The organism is Agrobacterium sp. 16-2014-1-2a (assembly GCF_053522705.1).
In genome coordinates this window covers 1,672,342-1,694,721 of the sequence record NZ_JBNWBX010000001.1, presented here as the reverse complement: position 1 = coordinate 1,694,721, position 22,380 = coordinate 1,672,342, and the positions used below count along the sequence as shown (strand labels likewise).

The 22,380-nt window shown below is 58.9% G+C and carries 20 protein-coding genes; 13 read left to right on the top strand and 7 right to left on the bottom strand.

Going from position 1 to position 22,380, the window contains the following annotated elements; genetic code table 11:
- Positions 1 to 127: 127 nt before the first annotated feature.
- From ACQZ45_RS08465 to ACQZ45_RS08455, 3 genes are all read left to right on the top strand, one after another.
- Positions 128 to 1,456, top strand: a complete 1,329-nt coding sequence (locus tag ACQZ45_RS08465; RefSeq protein ID WP_003514422.1) for an MFS transporter — start codon at positions 128 to 130, stop codon at positions 1,454 to 1,456.
- A gap of 407 nt (positions 1,457 to 1,863) precedes the next feature.
- Positions 1,864 to 7,368: a glutamate synthase-related protein gene (locus ACQZ45_RS08460; RefSeq protein ID WP_113291280.1), complete on the top strand. Its 5,505-nt coding sequence runs from the start codon at positions 1,864 to 1,866 to the stop codon at positions 7,366 to 7,368.
- Entirely contained in the window at positions 7,365 to 9,131 is a 1,767-nt protein-coding gene (locus tag ACQZ45_RS08455; RefSeq protein ID WP_421611955.1) for a sulfite reductase subunit alpha, read from the top strand. Before ACQZ45_RS08460 ends, ACQZ45_RS08455 begins: the two co-directional genes overlap by 4 nt.
- A 19-nt stretch (positions 9,132 to 9,150) precedes the next feature.
- On the opposite strand, the gene ACQZ45_RS08450 is transcribed toward ACQZ45_RS08455, so the two are convergent.
- From ACQZ45_RS08450 to fabA, 5 genes are all read right to left on the bottom strand, one after another.
- Entirely contained in the window at positions 9,151 to 9,744 is a 594-nt protein-coding gene (locus ACQZ45_RS08450) for a TadE/TadG family type IV pilus assembly protein (protein ID WP_113291278.1), read from the bottom strand.
- A complete protein-coding gene (locus tag ACQZ45_RS08445; protein WP_003514434.1) occupies positions 9,741 to 10,337 on the bottom strand; it encodes a TadE/TadG family type IV pilus assembly protein in 597 nt (198 codons plus the stop codon). Before ACQZ45_RS08445 ends, ACQZ45_RS08450 begins: the two co-directional genes overlap by 4 nt.
- A gap of 189 nt (positions 10,338 to 10,526) precedes the next feature.
- Positions 10,527 to 11,333, bottom strand: a complete 807-nt coding sequence (gene fabI, locus ACQZ45_RS08440) for an enoyl-ACP reductase FabI (protein WP_003514436.1) — start codon at positions 11,331 to 11,333, stop codon at positions 10,527 to 10,529.
- A 5-nt stretch (positions 11,334 to 11,338) separates the two neighbouring features.
- On the bottom strand, positions 11,339 to 12,562 hold the full coding sequence (gene fabB / locus ACQZ45_RS08435; protein WP_003514438.1) for a beta-ketoacyl-ACP synthase I: 1,224 nt from the start codon (positions 12,560 to 12,562) through the stop codon (positions 11,339 to 11,341).
- 75 nt (positions 12,563 to 12,637) lie between these two features.
- Positions 12,638 to 13,153, bottom strand: a complete 516-nt coding sequence (gene fabA / locus ACQZ45_RS08430; protein WP_003514441.1) for a 3-hydroxyacyl-[acyl-carrier-protein] dehydratase FabA — start codon at positions 13,151 to 13,153, stop codon at positions 12,638 to 12,640.
- Positions 13,154 to 13,348: 195 nt separating this feature from the next.
- Between fabA and ACQZ45_RS08425 the strand changes: the two genes are divergently transcribed.
- Positions 13,349 to 13,480: a hypothetical protein gene (locus ACQZ45_RS08425; protein WP_003514443.1), complete on the top strand. Its 132-nt coding sequence runs from the start codon at positions 13,349 to 13,351 to the stop codon at positions 13,478 to 13,480.
- Positions 13,470 to 13,889: an iron response transcriptional regulator IrrA gene (gene irrA / locus ACQZ45_RS08420; RefSeq protein ID WP_003507276.1), complete on the top strand. Its 420-nt coding sequence runs from the start codon at positions 13,470 to 13,472 to the stop codon at positions 13,887 to 13,889. The genes ACQZ45_RS08425 and irrA overlap by 11 nt, the downstream gene beginning before the upstream one ends.
- Before the next feature lie 72 nt (positions 13,890 to 13,961).
- Here the strand turns inward: irrA and ACQZ45_RS08415 are convergent, their stop codons facing one another.
- Positions 13,962 to 14,600, bottom strand: coding sequence for a trimeric intracellular cation channel family protein (locus ACQZ45_RS08415; RefSeq protein WP_003514444.1), 639 nt, complete (start codon positions 14,598 to 14,600; stop codon positions 13,962 to 13,964).
- A gap of 77 nt (positions 14,601 to 14,677) precedes the next feature.
- Here ACQZ45_RS08415 and ACQZ45_RS08410 point away from each other — a divergent pair, with 77 nt between their 5' ends.
- Complete coding sequence (locus ACQZ45_RS08410; RefSeq protein WP_019564536.1) at positions 14,678 to 15,196, top strand: hypothetical protein; 519 nt, start codon at positions 14,678 to 14,680, stop codon at positions 15,194 to 15,196.
- A gap of 12 nt (positions 15,197 to 15,208) precedes the next feature.
- On the opposite strand, the gene ACQZ45_RS08405 is transcribed toward ACQZ45_RS08410, so the two are convergent.
- Positions 15,209 to 15,919 (bottom strand): YoaK family protein, encoded by a 711-nt coding sequence (locus tag ACQZ45_RS08405; RefSeq protein WP_019564535.1) that lies wholly within the window; start codon positions 15,917 to 15,919, stop codon positions 15,209 to 15,211.
- Between the two features lie 205 nt (positions 15,920 to 16,124).
- Between ACQZ45_RS08405 and ACQZ45_RS08400 the strand changes: the two genes are divergently transcribed.
- The 7 genes from ACQZ45_RS08400 (at position 16,125) to ACQZ45_RS08370 (ending at position 22,305) form a co-directional block, all read left to right on the top strand.
- On the top strand, positions 16,125 to 17,066 hold the full coding sequence (locus ACQZ45_RS08400; RefSeq protein WP_113291277.1) for an ABC transporter substrate-binding protein: 942 nt from the start codon (positions 16,125 to 16,127) through the stop codon (positions 17,064 to 17,066).
- Between the two features lie 141 nt (positions 17,067 to 17,207).
- Positions 17,208 to 17,981, top strand: a complete 774-nt coding sequence (locus ACQZ45_RS08395) for an ABC transporter permease (RefSeq protein WP_003514452.1) — start codon at positions 17,208 to 17,210, stop codon at positions 17,979 to 17,981.
- Positions 17,981 to 18,766: an ABC transporter ATP-binding protein gene (locus ACQZ45_RS08390; protein ID WP_013635262.1), complete on the top strand. Its 786-nt coding sequence runs from the start codon at positions 17,981 to 17,983 to the stop codon at positions 18,764 to 18,766. Before ACQZ45_RS08395 ends, ACQZ45_RS08390 begins: the two co-directional genes overlap by 1 nt.
- Before the next feature lie 35 nt (positions 18,767 to 18,801).
- Positions 18,802 to 19,539: a histidine utilization repressor gene (gene hutC / locus ACQZ45_RS08385; RefSeq protein WP_019564534.1), complete on the top strand. Its 738-nt coding sequence runs from the start codon at positions 18,802 to 18,804 to the stop codon at positions 19,537 to 19,539.
- A 193-nt stretch (positions 19,540 to 19,732) separates the two neighbouring features.
- Positions 19,733 to 20,893 carry a tonB-system energizer ExbB gene (gene exbB, locus ACQZ45_RS08380; protein ID WP_065688435.1) on the top strand — a complete coding sequence of 387 codons (1,161 nt, stop codon included), beginning with the start codon at positions 19,733 to 19,735 and terminating at the stop codon, positions 20,891 to 20,893.
- A 6-nt stretch (positions 20,894 to 20,899) separates the two neighbouring features.
- A complete protein-coding gene (exbD, locus tag ACQZ45_RS08375; protein ID WP_113291276.1) occupies positions 20,900 to 21,385 on the top strand; it encodes a TonB system transport protein ExbD in 486 nt (161 codons plus the stop codon).
- Positions 21,382 to 22,305: a TonB family protein gene (locus ACQZ45_RS08370; RefSeq protein ID WP_113291275.1), complete on the top strand. Its 924-nt coding sequence runs from the start codon at positions 21,382 to 21,384 to the stop codon at positions 22,303 to 22,305. The genes exbD and ACQZ45_RS08370 overlap by 4 nt, the downstream gene beginning before the upstream one ends.
- Positions 22,306 to 22,380 lie beyond the last annotated feature (75 nt).

Sequence of the window (22,380 nt, the reverse complement as noted above, 5' to 3'; positions counted from 1 at the left end):
GCCTTTCTTATCAAACTTCAATTGACGTTACGTAGGGTGCGTGTGACAATCCGTCGCATCGTAACGCTAAGGAAGAGGAGCCGGCGCGTTACAGGAAATGGTTCGTCCATGACGCAGGAGGGATATTATGAGTTATACTGATGCTGCTCCATCTTTTGGGCAGGCGCCGGAAGCGAAGGGACATGGGACCGATCCGGTCAAGGTCGATCCGGATCGCATTACAATTGCTGTCATTCTTGCGAGAATGACGGAGTTTTTCGACTTTTTCATCTACGCCATCGCCTCCGCGCTCGTTTTTCCGCATGTCTTCTTTTCCTTCGTCGATCCGCTGACGGCGACGCTTTATTCCTTCGCGGTCTTCTCGCTGGCCTTCATCGCAAGGCCGATCGGTTCATTGATCTTCCTCCAGATCGACCGAAAGTTCGGCCGTGCCGTCAAGCTGATGGCGGCCCTGTTCACGCTTTGCGGTTCCACCATGGCGATCAGCTTTCTTCCGTCCTATGCGGAAGCCGGCATGCTTGCCCCCTGTCTTCTGGCGGTATTCCGTATCGGTCAGGGACTTGGTCTTGGCGGTGCCTGGGATGGTCTTGTCTCGCTCCTCGCCATGAACGCACCGCCGAAGCAGCGCGGCTGGTACGCCATGATGCCGCAAATTGGTGCGGCGATGGGCTTTGGTCTTGCCAGCGCATTCTTCATCGTGTTCGTGACGCAGCTCTCCAGCGCGGAATTCCTGGCCTGGGGCTGGCGTTTCCCGTTCTTCGTTGCACTGGCGCTCAATGTTCTCGCGCTCTTTGCCCGCCTGCGCATGATTGTCACGCCGGAATTCCAGTCCATGCTGGCACAGCATGAGCTGGAGCCGCGCCCCGTGTTCAAGATGCTGCGCTCGCAGTTTCCGGTCGTGCTGACGGGCGCTTTCGTGCCGCTGGCAAGCTTCGCGCTCTTCCATCTTGTCACGGTCTTCCCGCTGAGCTGGGTTTCCCTCAATACCACCCAGCGGGTTTCGGACTTTCTGTTCGTGCAATTCGTCAGCGCCATCATCGCCGGCGGCATGATCGTCGTGTCTGGTATTCTCGCCGACAAAATCGGCCGGCGGAAGCTGCTGGCTTTCGCCGCAGTGCTGATCGGTCTTTTCAGCCTCGTGGCACCGCTCCTGCTGAGTTCGGGCGATATAGGGCGTTATCTTTTCGTCTTGGTCGGCTTTGCATTGCTTGGCCTGTCCTTCGGCCAGGCGGGCGGTGCGCTCGCCTCCCGCTTCAGCCGCGAATACCGTTATACCGGCGCTTCGCTCACCTCGGATATTTCCTGGCTGATCGGCGCTGGTTTTGCACCGCTCGTGGCGCTCGGATTTTCGTCCAAATTCGGACTGTTTGCGGTCGGCATTTACCTGATGTCGGGTGCAGTCTGTACACTGGTCGCACTGTGGTTCAGCCGAACGCTGGACATGCCCTCGGAGTGAGCAGGGCAATATAAACATCTCTGCAGCCATCGCGCCGCGGAATCCTGTCGGATTTCGCGGCGTTTTTGTTTTTTTATTGCGTGGGACCGATTTTAATCTTGACTCGGTCCATCATGAAATATTATGTAAGCAATACTGACGTAATTCAATGTGTCTCACTGCCGGAAATGCCGGCCATCAGGGAACGCAATGCGAACGATGACGATCATTATTTGCGAGAAAGCGGCCAATGCCGCCACGCCGTTTGGCGGCCGCAAAACGACCGTTCGCGCCATTAAACGCCGATAAGCAGAAAAGAAGAGGAGCAGCCAGGTCGTCTGCGGCTCCGCCCGCAGAGTGCCGGCTGACGCGCCGGGTTTCGGGAAAAGGGCGATGCCGCGCGGAATGCGCAACGAGAGGAGAGAACCTTGAGCGTGACGGAGCAAAAATTCGGCCTTTACGATGCGGCTTTTGAGAAAAGCAGCTGTGGCGTCGGTTTCATCACCCGCAAGGACGGCGTGCAGACGCATGATGTGCTGAAGCGCGGTCACGAGGCGCTCTGTGCCGTGCCGCATCGCGGCGGCATGTCGGCGGAGGGCGTGGGTGATGGTGCTGGCGTGTCGCTCGATCTTTCACTCTCATTTTTCCGGAAGCTGACTGACAACGATTCCTTGCAAGCCGGCCGGTTCGGCGTCGGCAATTTTTTCCTGCCGCAGAACCCTGCTTTTCATGACCAGGCGATCGGCATCATCGGCAGTGCTCTGGAGGAACAGGGCTTCTCGATCCTGCTCGTCCGCAATGTACCGGTGAATGACGCGGCCATCCGCGCGGCCGCCATTTCCTATCAATTGCCGATCCGGCAATGGCTCTTTTCGGCGCCAGCGGAATGCGCAACCCTTGCCGAGTTCGACTGGCGTATTCACAAGGCGCTGCTCGCTATCGAGGCGCTTGCCTATACCGCGCCGGAACTTGCCGGTTTTTATCCGCTGTCGCTCAGCGCACGCACGCAGGTTCTGAAAGGGCGTTTGAACTCGCATGAGGTCATGCCCTATTTCTGCGACCTGACCGATCCGCGCCATGAAGTGCATACGATGTATTTCCACACGCGGTTTTCCACCAATACAGATCCGCACCCCTCCATGGCGCAGCCCTTCAGGCTAATGGCGCATAATGGCGAACTCAACACCGACAAGAAGAACCGGCTATCGGAAGCGGCCGTGGCGTTGGCGAAAAATGCCAGCATCATCCGGCCGAAGGGCCAGTCTGATAGCTGCCGTCTGGACCAGACATTGCAGACGCGGGTGATGGAAGACGGTCTCGACCTCGTCACCGCCGTCGTCTCGATGATGCCGCCTGCCTGGGAAAACGACGACACGCTCTCTCCCGGCGTCAAGGCGATGCTGGAATATTTCTCGCTCTACGAGGAGAAGAATGACGGCCCGGCTGCGCTGATTTTCGGCGACGGCACCGTCATCGGCGCACGGCTTGATCGCCTCGGCCTGCGCCCGCTGCGGACCGTCGAGACAGACGATTATCTCTGCGTCATGTCGGAGGCGGGGCAGATCGCCTTTCCGGCCGAAAGCGTCATTCGTCGCGGTCGCATCGAGGCCGGCGGCATGCTTTATTACGACCACGCCGAACGGCGCGCCTTCTCCACCGTCGAGGCGCTGGAGCTTCTGGCGGCGCGGCGGGACTACCCGTCGCTATTGTCTGAAGCGCGCGTCATGCTTGCGGATTTGCCGGAGGTGCCTGCCGAAAAGCAGGGATCGCCGCTTCGATACAATGGCGATCTGGAACGGCATCAGCGCTATGTCGCCTATTCGCACAATCAGGAAAGCTTCAAGTTCCTAATGGATCCGATGCTGGCGTCGGGTGCTGAAAAAATCTCGGCCATGGGTTATGGCAATGCCATCAACGCGCTCTCCGATCAGGAAGGCGGGGTTGCCAAATATTTCTCGCAACGCTTTGCGCAGGTCACCAACCCCCCGCTCGACAGCATTCGTGAGGCCGATGGCATGACGCTGCGCGTGGCGCTCGGCGCAAAGCCGAATAGCGGTGCGAAAGCGGCCCGCCAGATTGTCGTGCGCTCCCCGATCCTGACCCATCTCGACATGCTGCGCATTCGCGAGCAGTCGGAGACGCCAGTTCGTCGTTTCGAGATGCTTTATACGCCGATCTTTGATGCTGCGAGTGCCAACGAAGCGGCCTTGCGTCAGGCGATAGATGGCCTCTGCGGTGAGGTTGTGGCTTTCGCGGCCGGGGAGGGCGGTATTGCCGTCGTCACTGACCGGCACGTTTCGGCAGGTCGTGCGGCCTTGCCTATGATCATGGTCGTCTCCGCCATCAACCAGCGGCTGATCGAGGAGGGTCTGCGGCTACGCGTGTCCCTGATCGTTGAAAGTGGGCAATTTTCCTCCTCGCATCACATCGCAGCGGGCCTTGGTTTCGGGGCTTCGGCTGTCTACCCACTCGGCGTGCAGTTCCGTGCCGAGGAGAAATTTGGTGCCGATGCTGACAAGGCCTTCAAGCGTTTTGCCAAGGCGGCTGAAAAGTCGCTGATGAAGACCATGGGCAAGGTCGGGCTGTGCACGGCGGAAAGCTATATTGGCGGCGAGTTCTTCGAACCGAACTTCCTCGACACCAACGATCCTGTGCTGAAGCGTTATTTCCCCAATGTTAAGACCCCGGTCGGTGGCGTTACCTTCGCTGTCATCGCGCAGGCGGTGTCGGACTGGCATCGCAAGGCGCTGTCGGTAAAGGGTGAAAACGACATTCCGCTGCTGGGTCTCTTCAAGGAGCGCGCCGAAGGTGCGGGCCATTCCTATGGCACGACGGCGGTTCGCGGTTTCGTCGATATGACGGAAGAAAAGATCGGTTTCGACAAGGGAACCGACAACGAAGAGGCGCTACGTCTCCTGCCGCTCAACCGGCTGGAGGATGCTTTCGGCCTCAACGATGCGGCCTATTATCACAACAGCTTCGACCGGCTGACGCCCGAAGCAATCGACGCTTTCGAGGTAACGCCGGGTTACCGCGCCTTTGCACGCATGATGGCCGAAGAAAGGGCCCGCCGCCCGGCAGCCCTGCGTGATGTTCTGGAATTGCCGGCTGATGTGACCTTTGCCGGTTCGGCCGAAGAATTCCGCCGCGAGATGGGGCGCTTTTCCAGACGTGGCAACAACAGCTTCATGGTGCGCGGATTGCTCTGCGAAAGTGCCGGGGAAGGCGCGTTCCGGCTGCAATTGACCGGCCCGCACGGTCATGAGCTTGCCCGGCTTGCCGCACTCGGACAGTCGCTGCTCGATCGTTTCGGTGAGGATATTGCCGGCCATTGGCTGGAGGGCGGCGCGCTTCTGGTTCAGGCGAAGGGTGAAGCATTCACCTATCTGTCGCTGATCCGCACCGCACCTGACAGCATTGCGCTCGACGCTGTGCAAAAGGCGAGTGAGATCACCAAGACCCTCGCTTCGGGTGCGATGAGCCATGGCGCGCTGGTCGCAGCCGCCCATGAGGCGGTGGCGCATGGCACCAATATGGTTGGCGGCATGTCGAATTCGGGGGAGGGCGGCGAGCATATTTCCCGTTACGGCACCATCCGCGCCTCGCGCATCAAGCAGTTCGCCTCTGGCCGTTTTGGTGTATGGGCGGGTTATCTTGCCGACCCGATGCTGGAGGAAATAGAGATCAAGATCGGCCAGGGTGCAAAGCCCGGCGAGGGCGGGCAATTGCCGTCTCCCAAGGTAACGGTGGAAATAGCCGCGGCCCGTGGCGGCACCCCAGGCGTCGAGCTGGTTTCGCCGCCGCCGCACCATGATACCTATTCGATCGAGGATCTGGCCCAGCTTATCCACGACGCCAAGGCGGCGCGCGTGCGCGTCATCGTCAAGCTCGTTTCGTCGGAAGGCATCGGCACGATTGCAGTCGGTGTTGCGAAAGCGGGTGCGGACGTCATCAATGTTGCCGGCAATACCGGTGGCACGGGTGCGGCCGCTGTCACCAGCCTCAAATATACCGGCCGCGCGGCGGAAATCGGCATCGCCGAGGTGCATCAGGCGCTTTGCGCCACGGGCCTTCGTGCCAAGGTGCTGCTGCGCTGCTCCGGCGCGCACCAGACAGCGAGCGACGTGGTGAAATCGGCCCTTCTCGGCGGCGACAGCTTCGAGTTCGGCACCACGGCGCTGATGATGCTGAAATGCGTCATGGCGAAGAACTGCAACATCAAGTGCCCCGCTGGCCTCACCACCAATCAGGAAGCCTTCAACGGCGATCCACGCGCGCTGGCGCAATATCTCATGAACATCGCCCATGAAACCCGCGAGATATTGGCCGCACTCGGGCTGCGCTCGCTGCGCGAAGCTCGGGGCCGCTCCGATCTTCTTCACCTCCTCGATCACCCGGCGAGCGTCGGCCAGCTTGACCTGCGGGCGATGCTTTCGGTGGTGGAGGAAGTGAAGATCGACAGCCCTGTCTATATGGAAAAGGACTTCGCGCTGGACGATGCCTTCATCGAACTCGTGCGCTCGGCTCTGATCGACAGCAGACGGGAAAATATCGAGCTTGGCGGCAATCGTTTCCTCAACAATTGCAACAAGAGTGTTGGCGGCCAGCTCGCGGTAGATATCGAGCGCATGCTGAACCACGAACTTTCCGACGAAGAGGCGGATGCGCTTCCGGCTGTGAAGCGGGATAGCCGTGGTCGCCGTTTTCTGGAGGCGGGTTCGGTGCGCATCGACACATCAGGTTCAGCAGGGCAGTCCTTCGGCGCTTTCTGCAATGACGGCATGGTCATGGTCCATACCGGTACCTGCAATGATGGCGTCGGCAAAAGCGCCTGCGGCGGCACCATTGTAGTGCGCTCCCCCGGTGGCGGTTCGCAAGATGCTGATGGCAATGTGCTGGTCGGCAATTTTGCATTGTTCGGCGCCACCGGCGGTCGCACTTTCGTGGAAGGGCAGGCGGGCGACCGTTTCGCGGTGCGCAATTCGGGTGCGACAGCCGTTGTCGAAGGTGTGGGCGACTTCGCCTGCGAATATATGACCAATGGCGCTGTGCTTAACCTCGGCAGTTTCGGCAAGGGTTTCGGCAACGGCATGAGCGGCGGCTTCGTCTATCAATATGACCCTTACGGCGATCTGCCGAAGAAGGTGAGCCATGATTCCATCCTGCTCGGCTCCATCACCGGCGAGGACGAACAGGCATCTATCCACAATCAGGCCGTTCACCAGCTTTTGACCTGGCATGTCGACGAAACAGGGTCGGCCAAGGCCGCATGGATTCTGGAAAACTGGGAAAGCGAACAGCACAATTTCGTCTACGGCATGCCGCGCGCCCTGCTGCTTTATCAGGACAGCGACGAAATTCTGAAAGCCAAGCCCCGCAAGGAGCTGCTGGAGGAACTGGCGTCCGCGCTTGCCGCCCATCAGGTGCGGAAGTTCAAGCTGGCCTATCGCGACCGCAAGGCCGTGTTGAACGGAACCGTTCCTGGTTATGGTGAGACGGATACGGAAGACATGTATGCGCTCATCAACAACTACACGGTTTTGAGTATGGCGCAGGCCATTGCTCTCCAACGGTTGCCGATGGCATCCGGTCCTTCCGATCCCGCCATCGAAAAAGCCGTGCGCAATCTCGTCCTCACGGAGGACTATGCGCTGATGCAGCGGCTGCTGAAATATGCGCGCGAGGCGCTTTCCGATCATGATGACGAGCAGCTTGCGGTGATGATCGCCGCCAAGCGGCTCGACGATTACAAGCAGGCGCTTGCGCGCCGTAACATCTGGTCGGTGGATAGTCCCGGCACCTATGGTTGGATCATTCAGCAGAACCGCAAAAACATCGAGAAGATTGGTCGTCTGCCGGGCTTTGAGGAGCTTTTCGCGGCGCGTGCCATTCCCGACCTTGCCACCGCATCCAGCCAGAACAGGGCAGCATGATGAAGATACCTTACATTCCTCAAGATGCCCCTTTCAATGGCGACCAGCGCGCTTGGCTATCCGGCTTCCTGGCCGGGCTTCATTCCCGCGCAGCAATGGGTATGGACACATCGGTTGCCGCTGCCGCTCCCAAGGCGGCGGCCAGCGTGCTGAACATTCTCTTCGGCACCCAGACCGGCAATGCCGAGGCGCTGGCGATGGATATAGCCGACGCCGCCCGTGCCCAGGGCATGCAGCCTGTGGTGACGGCCTTGGATGATGTTTCCATGGATAGTCTGGGCGCCATGAAGCGCGTCATTGTCGTCACCTCCACCTACGGCGAAGGTGAAATGCCTGACAATGCCCAGCTTTTCTGGGAGGCACTTTCCAAGGAGGCCGCACCCCGGCTGGATGAGATGAACTTTGCCGTGCTTGCGCTTGGCGACACCGGTTACGATGGCTTCTGCCAGGCGGGCAAGCTCATCGATACCCGCTTCGAGCAGCTTGGCGGCAAACGGATGAAGACGCGTATCGATTGCGATATCGATTTCGAAGATGTCGCAGCCAACTGGATCGGCGAGACCCTGCCACTCGCGCTCGCCATCGATGGTGGCAATAAGGCGGCGGTTGTGCCGGCGATCGCCGAGGCGCCCGCGCGGGCAAAACAGGGCTGGAGCCGCAAGAACCCCTATGCTGCGCAGGTGAGCGTCAATCGCCTTCTTTCCGGGACTGCTTCGTCCAAGGAAATTCGCCACTACGAATTTGATCTCGGCGAAAGTGGTCTCGATTATGAGGCGGGGGATGCTCTGGGCGTCGTTCCCCTAAACGACCCGAAACTAGTGGGCGCGCTGCTCGAACGCTTCGGAGTGAGCGCGGATGGCGAAGTCGTCGGACTCGACCGTCCGGTCGGCGATGCGCTTCTCAATATGTTCGAGATATCGACACCGTCGCGTGAACTGGTCGCCGAGATCGGCAAGCGCGCAGGGCACGATGAACTCAGCTACATCCTTGCGAATGGAGACAGGGAACAGCTTGCCGCCTTTCTCTGGAGCAAGGATATTCTCGACCTGCTTAGTCTCGGTGAAAAACCCGTATTCGACCTTGCTGAATTCGTGACTTTCCTGAAGCCGTTACAGCATCGCGCCTATTCTATCTCTTCCAGCCCTCTGGCCGCGCACAACAGCGTTCATCTGACAGTCGCCAGCGTGCGTTATCGCGCCGAAGGTCGCGAGCGTGGCGGCGTGTGCTCCACTTATCTCGCGGACCGGGTAGAAGCGGGGCAGAGTGCCGGGATTTTCGTCTCTCCGAACAAGGCGTTTCGCGTGCCTCAGGACAATGACGCACCTGTTATCATGGTGGGACCCGGCACGGGCATTGCGCCATTCCGGGCATTTTTGCAGGAACGGCAGGCGCGGGGCGCAAAGGGCCGGAACTGGCTGTTTTTCGGCGATCAGCACCGGCAGTCGGATTTCATCTACGAAGACGAACTTGGAAAGATGAGTCGCGATGGCGTGCTGACCCGTCTCGATCTCGCTTTCTCGAGGGATCAGGCCGAAAAGATCTATGTTCAGACCCGTATGCGCCAAAACGGCAAGGCACTCTATCAATGGCTCGAAGAGGGCGGCCATTTCTATGTTTGCGGCGATGCGACCCGCATGGCGAAGGATGTTGACGATGCCCTGCACCAGATCGTTATTGACGAGGCGGGCATCTCTGCGGAAGCGGCAAGCGACTATGTAAACCGGCTGAAGCGCGAAAAACGGTATCTGCGCGATGTTTATTAGAGCAAAGCGCTGAGGCGCATCAGCAATTGGAGCAGGTTATCTCAGCGTCGCGCTGTTTGAAGAAATAATCGCGTGCGATCGTGATCGATCTTACGCCGGACGAAGAAATATCTGGCATGAACATCAACAATTCATGCGGCACGGAAAGCTCGACGTGGATGAGGAAACTGTCCGCTACAAGCAAACGTGTGGGAACGGAGACTGGCGATCCCACCACATAGGGCCGCGCGTTTTTCTCGTTCCAGGACCAGGCGATAGTCGCCTGTTTCTGCTTGTCGATCTTGATGCCGCTGATCTTCAGCTGCAGACCCTTGGTGCTGTAAGGCGCAAAGACGGCAGCCGTTACGTCCTGCATGCTTGTCAGATAAGCCTTGTCGACGGAATTTGTTTTGGAGATCAGGTCGTTGATCGTTGCGGAGGCGCTGCTTGCCCGCTTGTAGGTATTATAGCCGATGGTGAGTTCGAAGGACGTCAGATAAAGCGCAAGCAATATCGGGAAGACGATCGCAAATTCTACCGCACCCACGCCACGGCGATCCCTTGCGAAGCGTGCAACGAGCGCGATAAAACGAAGTCGGCCGTTCGTGATGGTAGAAAAAAGCCCTGCCATCATGAGCCCCCGCTCGTGGTGTACTTCTCATTCATGAAAGCGTCGGTCGCGACAATGAGGAAATGCGACGGCATTGACCCGTCGGCTGGGCGTATTTTGGTAAGATATGGTCGGATGATATCTGCGACTACACGCCAGCGATAATAGACGCGCAGCATATTGATCGTGTCAGGTCCACCCGGCTTGAAGCCGAATTGCGCCGTGTCGAGATCGTAATATTCGCCGTTAGCTTTCAAGGGTATCGTAGTTGGAATATCCTTGAAGGCGGTGAAGGAGCGAAGGTCGATATAAAGCTTCTGTTCTTTTTTGATCTCATCAGCCGAGCAGGTGATAATCACCGAAACTTCGTTGCAGAAACTCTTGCGAAAATCCTCTTTGGAAATCGAACTGCTGATCTGCCCGGTGCGCAGGCGCCTCGCCATCGTGTCGGTAGCATTGACGACCACTTGCTCCGCCATCAAGGCGATGAAAGTTTCGATGATCGCAAAGACGACGAGGAAATAGGGAAGCGCCAGGATCGCGAATTCGATGGCTGCTGTCCCGTCACGCGAGAGCCCGAATTTTTCCAGCAATGGCTTCAATTTGGCCAGTCGCATATGTGGGTGTCGATCTTTAGAATATGCGGCAAGCGCAACCGTTGAATTTGTTGCGGACCATAACCAGCCGGTGTTTAAATTCAGTTACCCCGACGAGTTATACTTTATCAGTTCGCAAAAATGGCACAGGCTATAAACGCAAAAAGCCCGGCATATCGCCGGGCTTTTACTTACTGGAAAAACGATAGCTTATTCCGCATCCGCTTTTGAGAGAACCTCAAGGGTGGGTGTGGAGGTGATGTTGTAGCCGCAATCCACATAGTGGCACTCGCCGGTAACGCCGCGCGACATGTTGGACAGCAGATAAAGTGCCGATCCGCCGATATCGTCGATATCCGCTGTCCGCCGCAGCGGTGCGTTTTTCTGGTTCCACGCATAAATTGCGCGCGCATCGGAAATACCGGCGCCCGCCAGTGTGCGGACCGGTCCGGCCGAGATGGCGTTGACGCGAATATCGCGCGGGCCATAGTCGGCAGCGAGATAACGCACGGACGCTTCTAGAGCTGCCTTGGCAACGCCCATGACGTTGTAGTTGGGGATGACCCGCTGCGAACCGTTATAGGTCAGCGTCAGCATGGATCCGCCATTCGTCATCAGTTCGGCGGCACGCTTGGCGATTTCTGTGAACGAGAAACAGGAGATAACCATAGTGCGGCTGAAATTCTCGCGGGTCGTATCCGCGTAAAGACCCTTCAGCTCGTTCTTGTCGGAAAAGCCGATCGCGTGCACGACGAAATCCAGCGTACCCCATTTTTCTCGGATTGCCGCAAAAAGCGCGTCAACCGAGGCGATATCCTCGACATCGCAAGGCACGATAAAGTCAGATCCGAGCTCGGCGGCGAGCGGCTTTACCCGCTTGCCGAGCGCCTCACCCTGATAGGTGAAGGCGAGCTCTGCGCCCTGCGCCGCAAGAGCCTTGGAGATACCCCAGGCGATAGAGTGATTGTTTGCGACGCCCATGATGAGGCCGCGTTTACCCTGCATGATGCCGTTCATGGCAATTATCCGTTATGACGCTGGAAGACCAGCGTGGCGTTGGTGCCGCCGAAGCCGAAGGAATTGGAAAGGATCGTGTCGATCTTGGCATTGTCGATGCGGCTGCGAACAATCGGGACGCCCGCAAATTCCGGATCGAGTTCGGAAATATGCGCGCTCTCGCCGATGAAGCGTTCCTGCATCATCAACAGGCCGTAGATCGATTCCTGAACGCCTGCTGCGCCCAGCGAGTGGCCGGTGAGGGACTTGGTCGACTGGATATGCGGGATCTTGTCGCCGAAGACTTCCCGGATCGCGCCGATTTCCTTGCTGTCGCCAACCGGCGTCGAGGTGCCGTGGGTGTTGATGTAGTCGATATCGCCCTTGACGGTGGAAAGGGCCTGACGCATGCAGCGGATCGCGCCCTCGCCGGAAGGAGCCACCATGTCGTAACCATCCGAGGTTGCGCCATAACCGACGATCTCGGCGTAAATCTTGGCGCCGCGCGCCTTTGCATGTTCCAGCTCTTCAAGAACCAGTACGCCAGCACCGCCGGCGATCACGAAACCGTCGCGGTTGACGTCATAGGCGCGGGAAGCGAGGTTTGGCGTCTCATTATATTTGGACGACATCGCGCCCATGGCGTCGAAGAGGTTGGACATGGACCAATCGAGGTCTTCATGGCCGCCAGCAAACATCACGTCCTGCTTGCCCCACTGGATCATCTCGGCGGCGTTGCCGATGCAATGCGCCGATGTGGAGCAGGCCGAAGAGATCGAATAGTTGACGCCGTGGATCTTGAACCAGGTCGCAAGTGTAGCCGATGCGGTCGAGGACATGGCCTTCGGCACGGCAAACGGGCCAATACGCTTCGGGCTGTTGTTCTTCAGCGTGATATCGGCGGCTTCGACGATGGTGCGGGTGGAAGGACCGCCCGAACCCATGATGATGCCGGTGCGCTCGTTGCCGCTGATGTCGCTTTCCTCGAGGCCGGAATCGGCAATCGCCTGCTTCATGGCAACGTGGTTCCATGCGCCGCCCTGCGAAAGGAAGCGCATGGCGCGACGGTCGACCAGCTCGGTCGGATCGAGAGACGGCTTGCCCCATACCTGGCACTTGAAACCGTGTTCAGCGAAATCCGGTGAAAATGAAATGCCGGATTTGGCGTCGCGCAGGGATGCGGTGACTTCGGCGGCATCACCACCGATGGAAGAAACAATGCCGAGGCCGGTGACAACAACTCGTCTCATGAAATGGACCTTTTCTTAAGATTTCGGCTGGACGACCGAAGCCGCCCGGCGTTTGCCAGGACTATTCCGTCCGCTTCAGGCGGTCTTTTCCTTCGACAGCCCCACACGAAGGTCCGTCGCTTGATAAATGGTTTCGCCGTCTGCCTTCAGCCATCCGTCTGCGGTACCCAGAACGAGACGTCCGCGCATCACGCGCTTGAAATCTATGCCGTACTGGAGGAGCTTCGTCTCCGGGCGAACCATGCCCTTGAACTTGACTTCGCCGGTGGAGAGCGCCATGCCGCGGCCTTCTTCGCCCAGCCAGCCGAGGAAGAAGCCGGTCAGCTGCCACATGCCGTCAAGGCCGAGGCAACCCGGCATGATCGGGTTGCCCTGGAAATGGCAGGGGAAATACCAGTCGTCTGGGCTGACATCGTATTCAGCGCGGATGAAACCCTTGTCGAACGCGCCGCCGGTTTCGGAAATTTCGGTGATGCGGTGAACCATGAGCATGGGAGGCAACGGAAGCTGGGCATTTCCCGGGCCGAACAATTCGCCGCGTCCGCAGGAAAGGATCTCCTCGTAATTGTAACTTGATTGCCTCGTTGCCATACCGCTTTCACTTCCTCAATCACTGGTGTTTATCGACTTCACTAGAGCAAGTTAGGTTCAAAATGAAGCGCTGCAAGGGCAGAGGCCATTATGCCCCCATTCTTTGTCTTCAAACCTTCTTTAGAGAAGTCATTACCTCAATATGCCGTCCGCATACAGGAACCATCCGGCAGGAACCAGAGGAAATTTGCAAGAATGGCCGGTTTGCAGCCATTTGCGACACTCGGCGACGCTGAAACTATTGAAAGCATTCACCGCAAAAGATATATGCTATTGCAATTGATGGGTTTCACCCCTGTGTTTGGAATGGGATTGCATGGCATTTGACGCCACATTGGATATCGGGACGAGGCTGCGGCGCTCGGGGCTGCGCCCCACGCGCCAACGCGTTGCTTTGGGCGATCTTCTTTTCGCAAAGGGTGATCGCCACCTGACGGTTGAGGAACTGCATGACGAGGCGGTGACCGCCGGCGTACCCGTTTCTCTCGCGACGGTATACAACACGCTGCATCAGTTTACCGAAGCCGGCCTGATCCGCGTTCTGGCTGTCGAGGGTGCGCGCACCTATTTCGACACCAACGTGTCCGACCACCATCACTTCTTCGTGGAAGGAGAGAACGAGGTTCTCGACATCCCCGTCAACAATCTCCAGATCGACAATCTGCCAGAGGCGCCCGAAGGCATGGAAATCGCCCATGTGGACGTGGTCATTCGCCTGCGTCGCAAGCGCGGTTGAAGCTTCGGCTTGATAAACAAAAAAACATGGCGCCTGTGGGCGCCATTTTTGTTTCAGGCAGCCTTCGCCGCCTCACTTCAATATATCTTCAGGCCGTCTGCCGGGCTTGCCCTTATAGGGCGGAAAGGTCCATCCGAAGATCAACGCTCCGGACCGGACACCGAAAGCCGTCAATACGCCGATGCCCGACGCGACATAAAGCGGCGCGCCGAGGAAATAAGCGCCGGTGAAGATGGAGGCCCCCAAAAGCGCGCAAGTGATGTAGATTTCCGGGCGCAGCAGCACGGAGGGTTCTCCCGCGAGAACATCGCGCAATACGCCGCCGAACGTCGCTGTCAAAACGCCTGTCACGATCGCCACGGTTGCGGAGCCGCTTGCAGCCAGACCCTTGGCGGCTCCCATGACGCAATAGGCTGAGAGGCCGACGGCATCGAGCCAGATGAGCACCCGATACCGGGATTCGAACAGGTAGGCGGTGAAGAAAAGCAGGACCGCAACCGATACGCAGACCAGAATATAGGTCGGGTTCAACACCCAGAAGACGGGCGCCCTGCCCAGCACGAGATCGCGTACCGTGCCGCCGCCGATCCCGGTCGCGGCGGCGAAAAACAGGAAGCCGATCAGGTCGAGCTGCTTGCGTGAGGCGGCCAATGCGCCGGTTGCGGCAAACACGGCAACGCCGGCATAATCGAGAAAACCCAGCAGTGTCATGGAAAAGGTCCCCCCGGAAATTTGGATGCGTTTGCGTCAGTGTCGCGCAAGCACGGAACTCTAGGCTGGCCGCCCGGATGATCGCAACATCCATAAACGAAACGGATGCAAAGGAAAATGCCGTGCGAATCGCTATCGTTGCCGCTCTTCAGGCGCTGGTCCTCTTGATGTTTCCGGTCGCGCTGGCGGCACAGCAGCAGCTGGTGAACGATCCTGAGATCTATGAGAAGGATCATTTTCGCAAGGAGTGCAAGACGGCTGGCTTCGGCGATGATTTCATCACCAGACTGGATATCAACAATGATGGCCTGATGGATGCCGTCGTCAATCACGGCGTGCTGGATTGCGATGGCGAAAAAGGCCGCAGCTGCGATGACGAAGGTTGCCCTTACAATTTTTACGTCCAGGTCAAAGAGGGCGGATATCTGATGATCGCGACGGCCCGGATTTACGGCTACGATTTCATCAAACGTTTCGGCAACATGGTCTTCGTACTGAAGATGCACCCGCGTTATTGCGATCGAACCGACAAGGAAGCCTGCCTGATGACGGTGCGGGTGCGCGGCACGAAATTCGTCACCATCTCACGCAAGTGACGACGCAGTCCGTCAGGGCGCGATGCGCCTGATCCGGACCCTTTGATTATAGCGGTGGCGAAGCGAACGCGGAATGACGAGTGTGGCGATGGCGACCGCAAAAACGGTTGCCGCAACCACCCACAGGGCATCGTACTGCAGCGTGGCGCCCAACACCGCCCCGCAGATTGCGCCGCTTATCATACCGAGCCAGGGCACGATCTGGATGCCCCAATCGAGGCTCCGCTCCCCCAGAAGATAGCGACCGATGCCACGGCCAAAACGGGAAAGGGCGCCGGTCACGTAGGTGAGGCCAATAGGCAGCCCCTCAATATGTTCGACGGCAGCGTTGACCATCCCCATGGCGAAAACGACAAGATAAAACTGCGCCAGGGCGGAAGCATCGCCGCGCAGCAATGCGGCAATCGCCACCAGCGACCCGACGGCCACGAGAACGGCAAAGATGCTCCGGTCGAATTTATGCGCGACCACGATACCGCCAGCATTGCCCGCCACGAAAGCGATGATCGCGAAGAGTAGTTTCGCCGCATGGGAATAAACGCCAGCTTCCACCGAAATGGCCGCGCGGGTGGTGTTGCCGGTCATGAAGGAAACGAAATCGCCGGAAAGATGAAGACCCACCGCATCTGTCATTCCGGCGATGAATGAAATGGCGGCGACGAGCGCAATGCCGGTGCCGGTGCGCCTTGCCCTGATGATGTTACGGCGTCTCTGTCTGGTCATGGAAAAGCTCGATATGGAAAACAGCGGGCCGATGCGCCGGGCTGTGCTATCCTATGTCTAGAATGCCGGGCGGCTTGTTTGCAATCTTTCTGGAAGCGTTTGAGCGCCTCTATTTTGTCTAGACAAATGTAAAATCCCTGCCTAGCATGCCTCAAATAAAGCGAAAAAAATATCGCACAAAAATAAATCAAAAGGGGTTCCGATCATGAAAAAGACATGGGTTATCGCCGCAATCGCGACGCTTGTTTCATCTGCTTCCGCCTATGCCGAAACATCGGTTACAATAGGCATGTCCGGCTGGACCGGCTTTGCGCCACTGACGCTTGCCAAGCAGGCCGGCATTTTCGAAAAGAATGGCCTAAAGGTCGATATCAAGAAGATTCCGCAGGCAAGCCGGCATCTGGCGCTTGCTTCCGGTGACATCCAGTGCGCCGCCACCACGGTCGAAACATGGATCGCGTGGAATACCAACGGCGTGAAGTCCACCCAGATTTTCCAGATGGACAAATCGCACGGAGCCGACGGCATTGCGGTGCGCAGTGATGTTGCAAAGGTGTCGGACCTCAAAGGCAAGACGGTTGCCGCTTCTGCACCGGGCACATCCCCCTATTTCTTCCTTGCCTGGATACTGAAGGAAAACGGCCTGACCCTGAAGGACGTGAAGGTCGTCAACCTTGAGCCGGGACCGGCCGCGCAGGCATTCGTCGCCGGCCAGAATGAAGCCGCCATGACCTATGAGCCTTATCTGTCCACAGTGCGCGCCGCACCGGACAAGGGGAAAATCCTTGCGACGACGCTGGATTATCCCGCCGTCATGGACACGTTCGGCTGCACGCCGGATTTCTTGAAGGCCAATCCGCAGGCGGCAAAAGCCCTTGCGGACAGCTATTTCCAGGCGCTCGAGCTCATCAAGACGGACCCTGCAAAATCCTATGAGACCATGGGAGCGGACGTAAAACAGACGGGCGAGGCATTCGCAGCTTCGGCGAAATTCCTGGAATGGCAGGACAAGGCCGCCAACCAGAAGTTCTTCGACGGTGAATTCAAGACATTCTCCGAAAAATCGGCTGATCTGCTTCTGGAAATCGGCGTGATAAAATCGAAACCCGATCTTTCGACACTCGCGGACACGTCCTTCATCAAGTAACAGAAGCAAACTGCTGCTTTTCCTTCGGGGATTATTGCAGCCAGTGAGAAGCCTTACAGCGCCTGTGCGTCACGGATGACGTACGGCGCCTAGATGGTGCGGCGATAGAGTGCCGCGCCCGTTTTCCGGACAGGCGACAGAATGCAACCTCTTCAACCCATAAAGAACAGCACGCGGATTTTTCTCGGCATTCTGTTCTTCGTGCTTTTTTTCTCCGCCTGGGGCTTTGCCACGCTCGGCGGTTTCGTATCGCCGACCTTTCTGGCTGACCCGATCACCATGCTGAAGGACGGCATCTATCTGCTGACCGATCAGGGATTTGCCAGCGATATCGGCATGACGATCTGGCGTGTTGTCGGCGGCTTCGTGCTGGCCTCGCTCGTTGCCGTACCGGTCGGCATCGCCATGGGCGCTTACAAGCCGGTCGAGGCGCTGCTTGAACCCTTCGTCTCCTTCGCGCGCTATCTTCCGGCTTCCGCCTTCGTGCCGCTGCTTATTCTCTGGGCCGGCATCGGCGAGATGCAGAAACTGCTGGTGATCTTCATCGGCGCAGTTTTCCAGATCATTCTCATGGTTGCCGTGGCGGTTGCCGGCACAAGACGCGATCTGGTGGAGGCTGCCTATACACTTGGCGCAAAAGACCGGGGCGTGGTCCGCCGCGTTCTCATTCCCGCCAATGCGCCCGATATTGCGGAAATTCTCCGTCTCGTCCTCGGCTGGGCCTGGACCTATGTCATTGTTGCCGAGTTGATCGGCGCGTCGTCGGGCATCGGCTATATGATAATCAACAGCCAGGCGCTGATGGCGACCGGGCAGATCATCTTCGGCATCATCGTCATCGGTGTCATCGGACTTATTTCTGACTTCGCGTTCAAATCGCTGAACCGGAAGCTTTTCGCCTGGAGGCTTGCCTGATGAGCGAACTCGTTATCAAAGGCGTCAGCCGCACTTTCCCCGGCGTTCAGGGCGGCCAGCCAACGCTGGCCTTGCAGCCCACGGATCTGGAAATCTCCCGCAACGATTTCGTCACCATTCTCGGCCCGTCCGGATGCGGAAAGTCGACCTTGCTGCGCATCATCGCCGGTCTTGACCGTCCAACGACGGGTGAAGTCCTTTTGTCCGGCCGGGCAGTGACAGGGCCGGGGGCGGATCGCGGCATGGTGTTCCAGTCCTACACGCTGTTTCCGTGGCTAACGATCCGGGAAAATGTCGCCTTCGGTCTGCGCGAGCGTGGTGTGGCCGAGAAGGAAAAATGGGAGATCGTCGACAGCTATATCGACAAGGTTGGCCTGCGCGGCTTCGAGAACCATTGGCCGAAACAGCTGTCCGGCGGCATGCAGCAGAGAACAGCCATCGCTCGCGCTCTGGCAAACGGCCCGAAGATCCTGCTGCTCGACGAGCCTTTCGGCGCACTCGACAACCAGACGCGCGGGCTGATGCAGGAATTGCTGCTCGGCATATGGGAGCGCGAGCAGAAGACCGTCATTTTTGTGACGCATGACATCGAGGAGGCGGTGTTCATGGCGTCGCGGGTTGTGACGATGTCAGCGCGGCCGGGGCGCATCAAGTCGATCATGCCGGTCGACCTGCCGCATCCGCGTCACTACACCGTCAAGGCCAGCCCGGAGTTTTCGCAGCTACGCGCCAAGTTGACGGAGGAAATTCGCAGCGAGGCGATTGCCGCCGCTGCCCATGGATAGTTGATCCATAGAACCGGGAGGAAGGAAGCATCGGTATGAGGAGTACAGGCGCCGATCTTCAGGAAAAATCACTGCACGAGCGCATCCGCAACGATGTCGAGCGCCACATCATGTCGGGCGAGTGGCCGCCGGGGTACCGTATTCCCTACGAACACGAGATGACCCGGCAATATGCCTGCTCGCGCATGACGGTGAACAAGGCGCTCGGCGAACTGGTGCAGCGCGGCCTTATCGAGCGCCGCCGGCGTCTCGGCACTTTCGTTCGCCAGCCCCATGCGCAATCGGCCGTGCTGGAAATCCACGATATCGAGCGGGAGGTGCAGGCCCTCGGCCTCGTTTACGGTTACCGTCTCGACAGACGGCGACTGCGCCCTGCGGGGGAAGAAGACGGCGCGGCCATGGCGCTTGCCGCGGATGCCTCAGTTCTGGAACTCACCTGCACGCATTTTGCCGGCGGCGTTCCCTTTTGCCTCGAGGAACGCATCATCAATGTCACCGCCGTTCCGGAGGCTGAGGCAGCGGATTTTTCACAGATCGGGCCGGGCACTTGGCTGCTGAAAATGGTTCCCTGGAGTGCCGCGGAACATCGCATCAGCGCAGTTTCCGCTGATCGCAAAAATGCGACCGCGCTCGGCATTGCTTCCGGTGCGGCGTGTCTGGTCATCCACCGCCGCACCTGGCACGGAGCGGATTATGTCACCAGTGTTCGGGTCACCTATCCCGGCGACCGACACGCGCTGGTGGCGCAGTTTTCGCCTTCGCAAAACACCTGAAGACCGCAGGTCGGTCAATTTTTTGTAAAGAAGAGTTTACGGGTCGTCTTTTGGCAATATAATAGTTGTCAAAAGAACTCAGGTTTATTATCGGAACGTCAAGCTTTCACGACGGCATCCGTTCATGGCCCCGGTTTTAATGAACCGGTCAATCTGCGGATGAGTTCATCGACGGAAATCCGGGATAAAAATTATGTCAGCTGAGACCTCAACTTCTTCCGCGTGCTTCACCAGGGCAAACAAAACACGGCATATCTCACTTGCCATGACGGTCACTTTGCTGGCCGGCTTGAGTGCCGGAGCGGTTTTTGCTCAGTCGGCATCCGAGACCCCGATCCAACCAGCACCTGCACCGGCAACGGAAACGATGCAGCCCGCGCAGTCGCCGGCTGAGACGCCGAGCGCTCCGGCAGTCCAGCCTGTGCCGCCTTCCGCTGCCGCGCCCACACAGCCCGCGCCGGCCCAGCCTGCGCCCGCCGCAAGTAATCCCACGCCGGCAGCCGAAGGTGTTTCACCGCAGCCGACACAGACGGAGCAACCCGCTCCGACGAACGGTACGGCAGCGCCGAACGAGGTCTCCACCCCGGTTGAACCGGTAGTCGCCGAACCCGCAAGTGCCGGACATCGTGCGGACATTCCGCACAACCTGTCTCCCTGGGGCATGTTCATGGCGGCAGACTGGGTCGTGAAGGGCGTGATGATCGGTCTTGCCTTCGCATCGCTCGTCACCTGGACGGTCTGGGTGGCGAAGTCTATCGAGCTTGCCGGTGCACGGGTGCGCGCCGGTGCGACACTCAAGGTTATTCGCAGGGCGAAAACCCTGAACGAGGCGACTGAGGCCGTCGAAAAGAAGGGCGGGCCGGCAGCGCTGATGTTGCGCATGGCAACTCACGAAATGCAGCTTTCCGACGCGGTGGTCGAACACACCGACGGCGGCGGCATCAAGGAGCGTGTATCCTCGGCCCTGTCACGCATTGAAACCCACGCCGGTCGCCGCATGTCGCGCGGAACTGGCGCCTTGGCGACCATCGGCTCCACCGCTCCCTTTGTCGGTCTGTTCGGTACCGTCTGGGGCATCATGAATTCCTTCATCAGCATCTCGGAATCGCAGACCACCAATCTTGCCGTCGTGGCACCCGGCATTGCCGAGGCGCTGCTTGCCACGGCAATCGGCCTTGTTGCTGCTATTCCAGCGGTGGTGATCTACAACGTCTTCGCCCGCTCGATCACGGGATACCGGCATTTGCTGGCGGATGCCGCAGCCGGCGTGGAACGCCTCGTCAGCCGTGACCTCGATTTCCGCCGCATTCCGCCGGGCAGCAGCAAGCCCGCAGTGTCGTTGGTTGGGCGGTGATCGGTCATGGCTGGCGGTATTCGCGAAAATAGCGGAGACGATCTCTCCGAAAACCACGAAATCAACGTCACGCCTTTCATCGACGTGATGCTGGTTCTGCTCATCATCTTCATGGTGGCCGCACCGCTGGCGACCGTGGATGTGAATGTCGATCTGCCCGCATCCACCGCCAAGCCGGCGGAGCGCCCGGAAGAGCCGCTTTATCTGACCGTCAAGGACGATCTGTCGCTCAATCTCGGCAATGATGCGGTTGCCCGCGAAGCCCTGGCAGCGGCGATCGACCGGCAGACGGGCGGCAAGAAAGATACGCGAATTTTCCTGCGCGCCGACAAAGCCGTCGACTATGGCCACTTCATGGAAATCATGAACCTGCTTCGCGACGCCGGATATCTGAAAATCGCTCTGGTAGGGCTGGAAAATGCCGCTGCGGCAACGCAGCCAGCCAGTGCCGTTCCGCCCACCGCGCCTGCAGTGCCAGGAACCGCGCCATGACTGAAAACGGCTACCCGCAGTCCCGACATTCCCGCCTCGGGGAAGCGGCGTTGTGGTCCGCCGCAGCACTGCTCATGCTGGGCGTTCATGCGGGTTTTGCCTATTACCTGATGCAGGAACCAGAAGAACTGGATGCCGGCGGGCCGCCGCCTGCCGCGATCATGATCGAAATGGCAGCCATACCGGAAGCCGTCAATACCGAGGAAACGACGCCTGCGCAGGACGTTGAAGATGCCGAAGAGGTAAAGAGCGACAACAGCCAGCCGGTGGAGGAAGTCACCCCGGAGGAGCCGCCGCCTGAGCCGGTTGTGGAAACGCCGCCGCCGGAACCCGTGCAGCCGCCGGAACCGCCGGTCGAGGAGATCGTCGAGCCGCAGGAAATTCCCGAACCGGTGGAGCCGATCGATCCCGTGCAGGAACAGATGATGGCGGAACTCGAAAATGTCGAGGTTCCCTTGCCCGTCATCCGGCCACCGCCGCCGCCGGTCGAAAAGAAGGTGGAGAAGAAAGAACCGGACGACAAGAAGAAGGTAGAGCGCCAGCGCCCCAAACCGCAACAGGCATCGGAACTGCGCGAAACGGCCAAGGCCGAGACACAGCAATCCGACCGGACGGCGGCATCGCGCAACAATGCCGGTTTCTTCTCTTCATCCTCCGCCTCGCCGGCAAAATGGGGATCGAAGGTTCGCTCGCATATCCAGAGGCGTAAGCCCCGCTCGCTTCGCAGCGATGCGATGACAGCGACCGTGCGGTTCCGGGTTAACGATACAGGCGCCATCAGCGGTGTCAGTGTGGTGCAGTCCACTGGTGATTCCTCCATCGACCAGCAGATTGCGGCCTGGATCCAGAGCGCGTCACCCGTGCCCGCGCCGCCACCGGACGCAAACAAGACAATCACCTTGCCGATCAGCATCCGCTAGATCGATTTCAAGGCCACGTCGCGGTTCTGCTGGAATAAGCTCTTGCCTGGTATGACGCCCTCCCGAAGGGCGAAT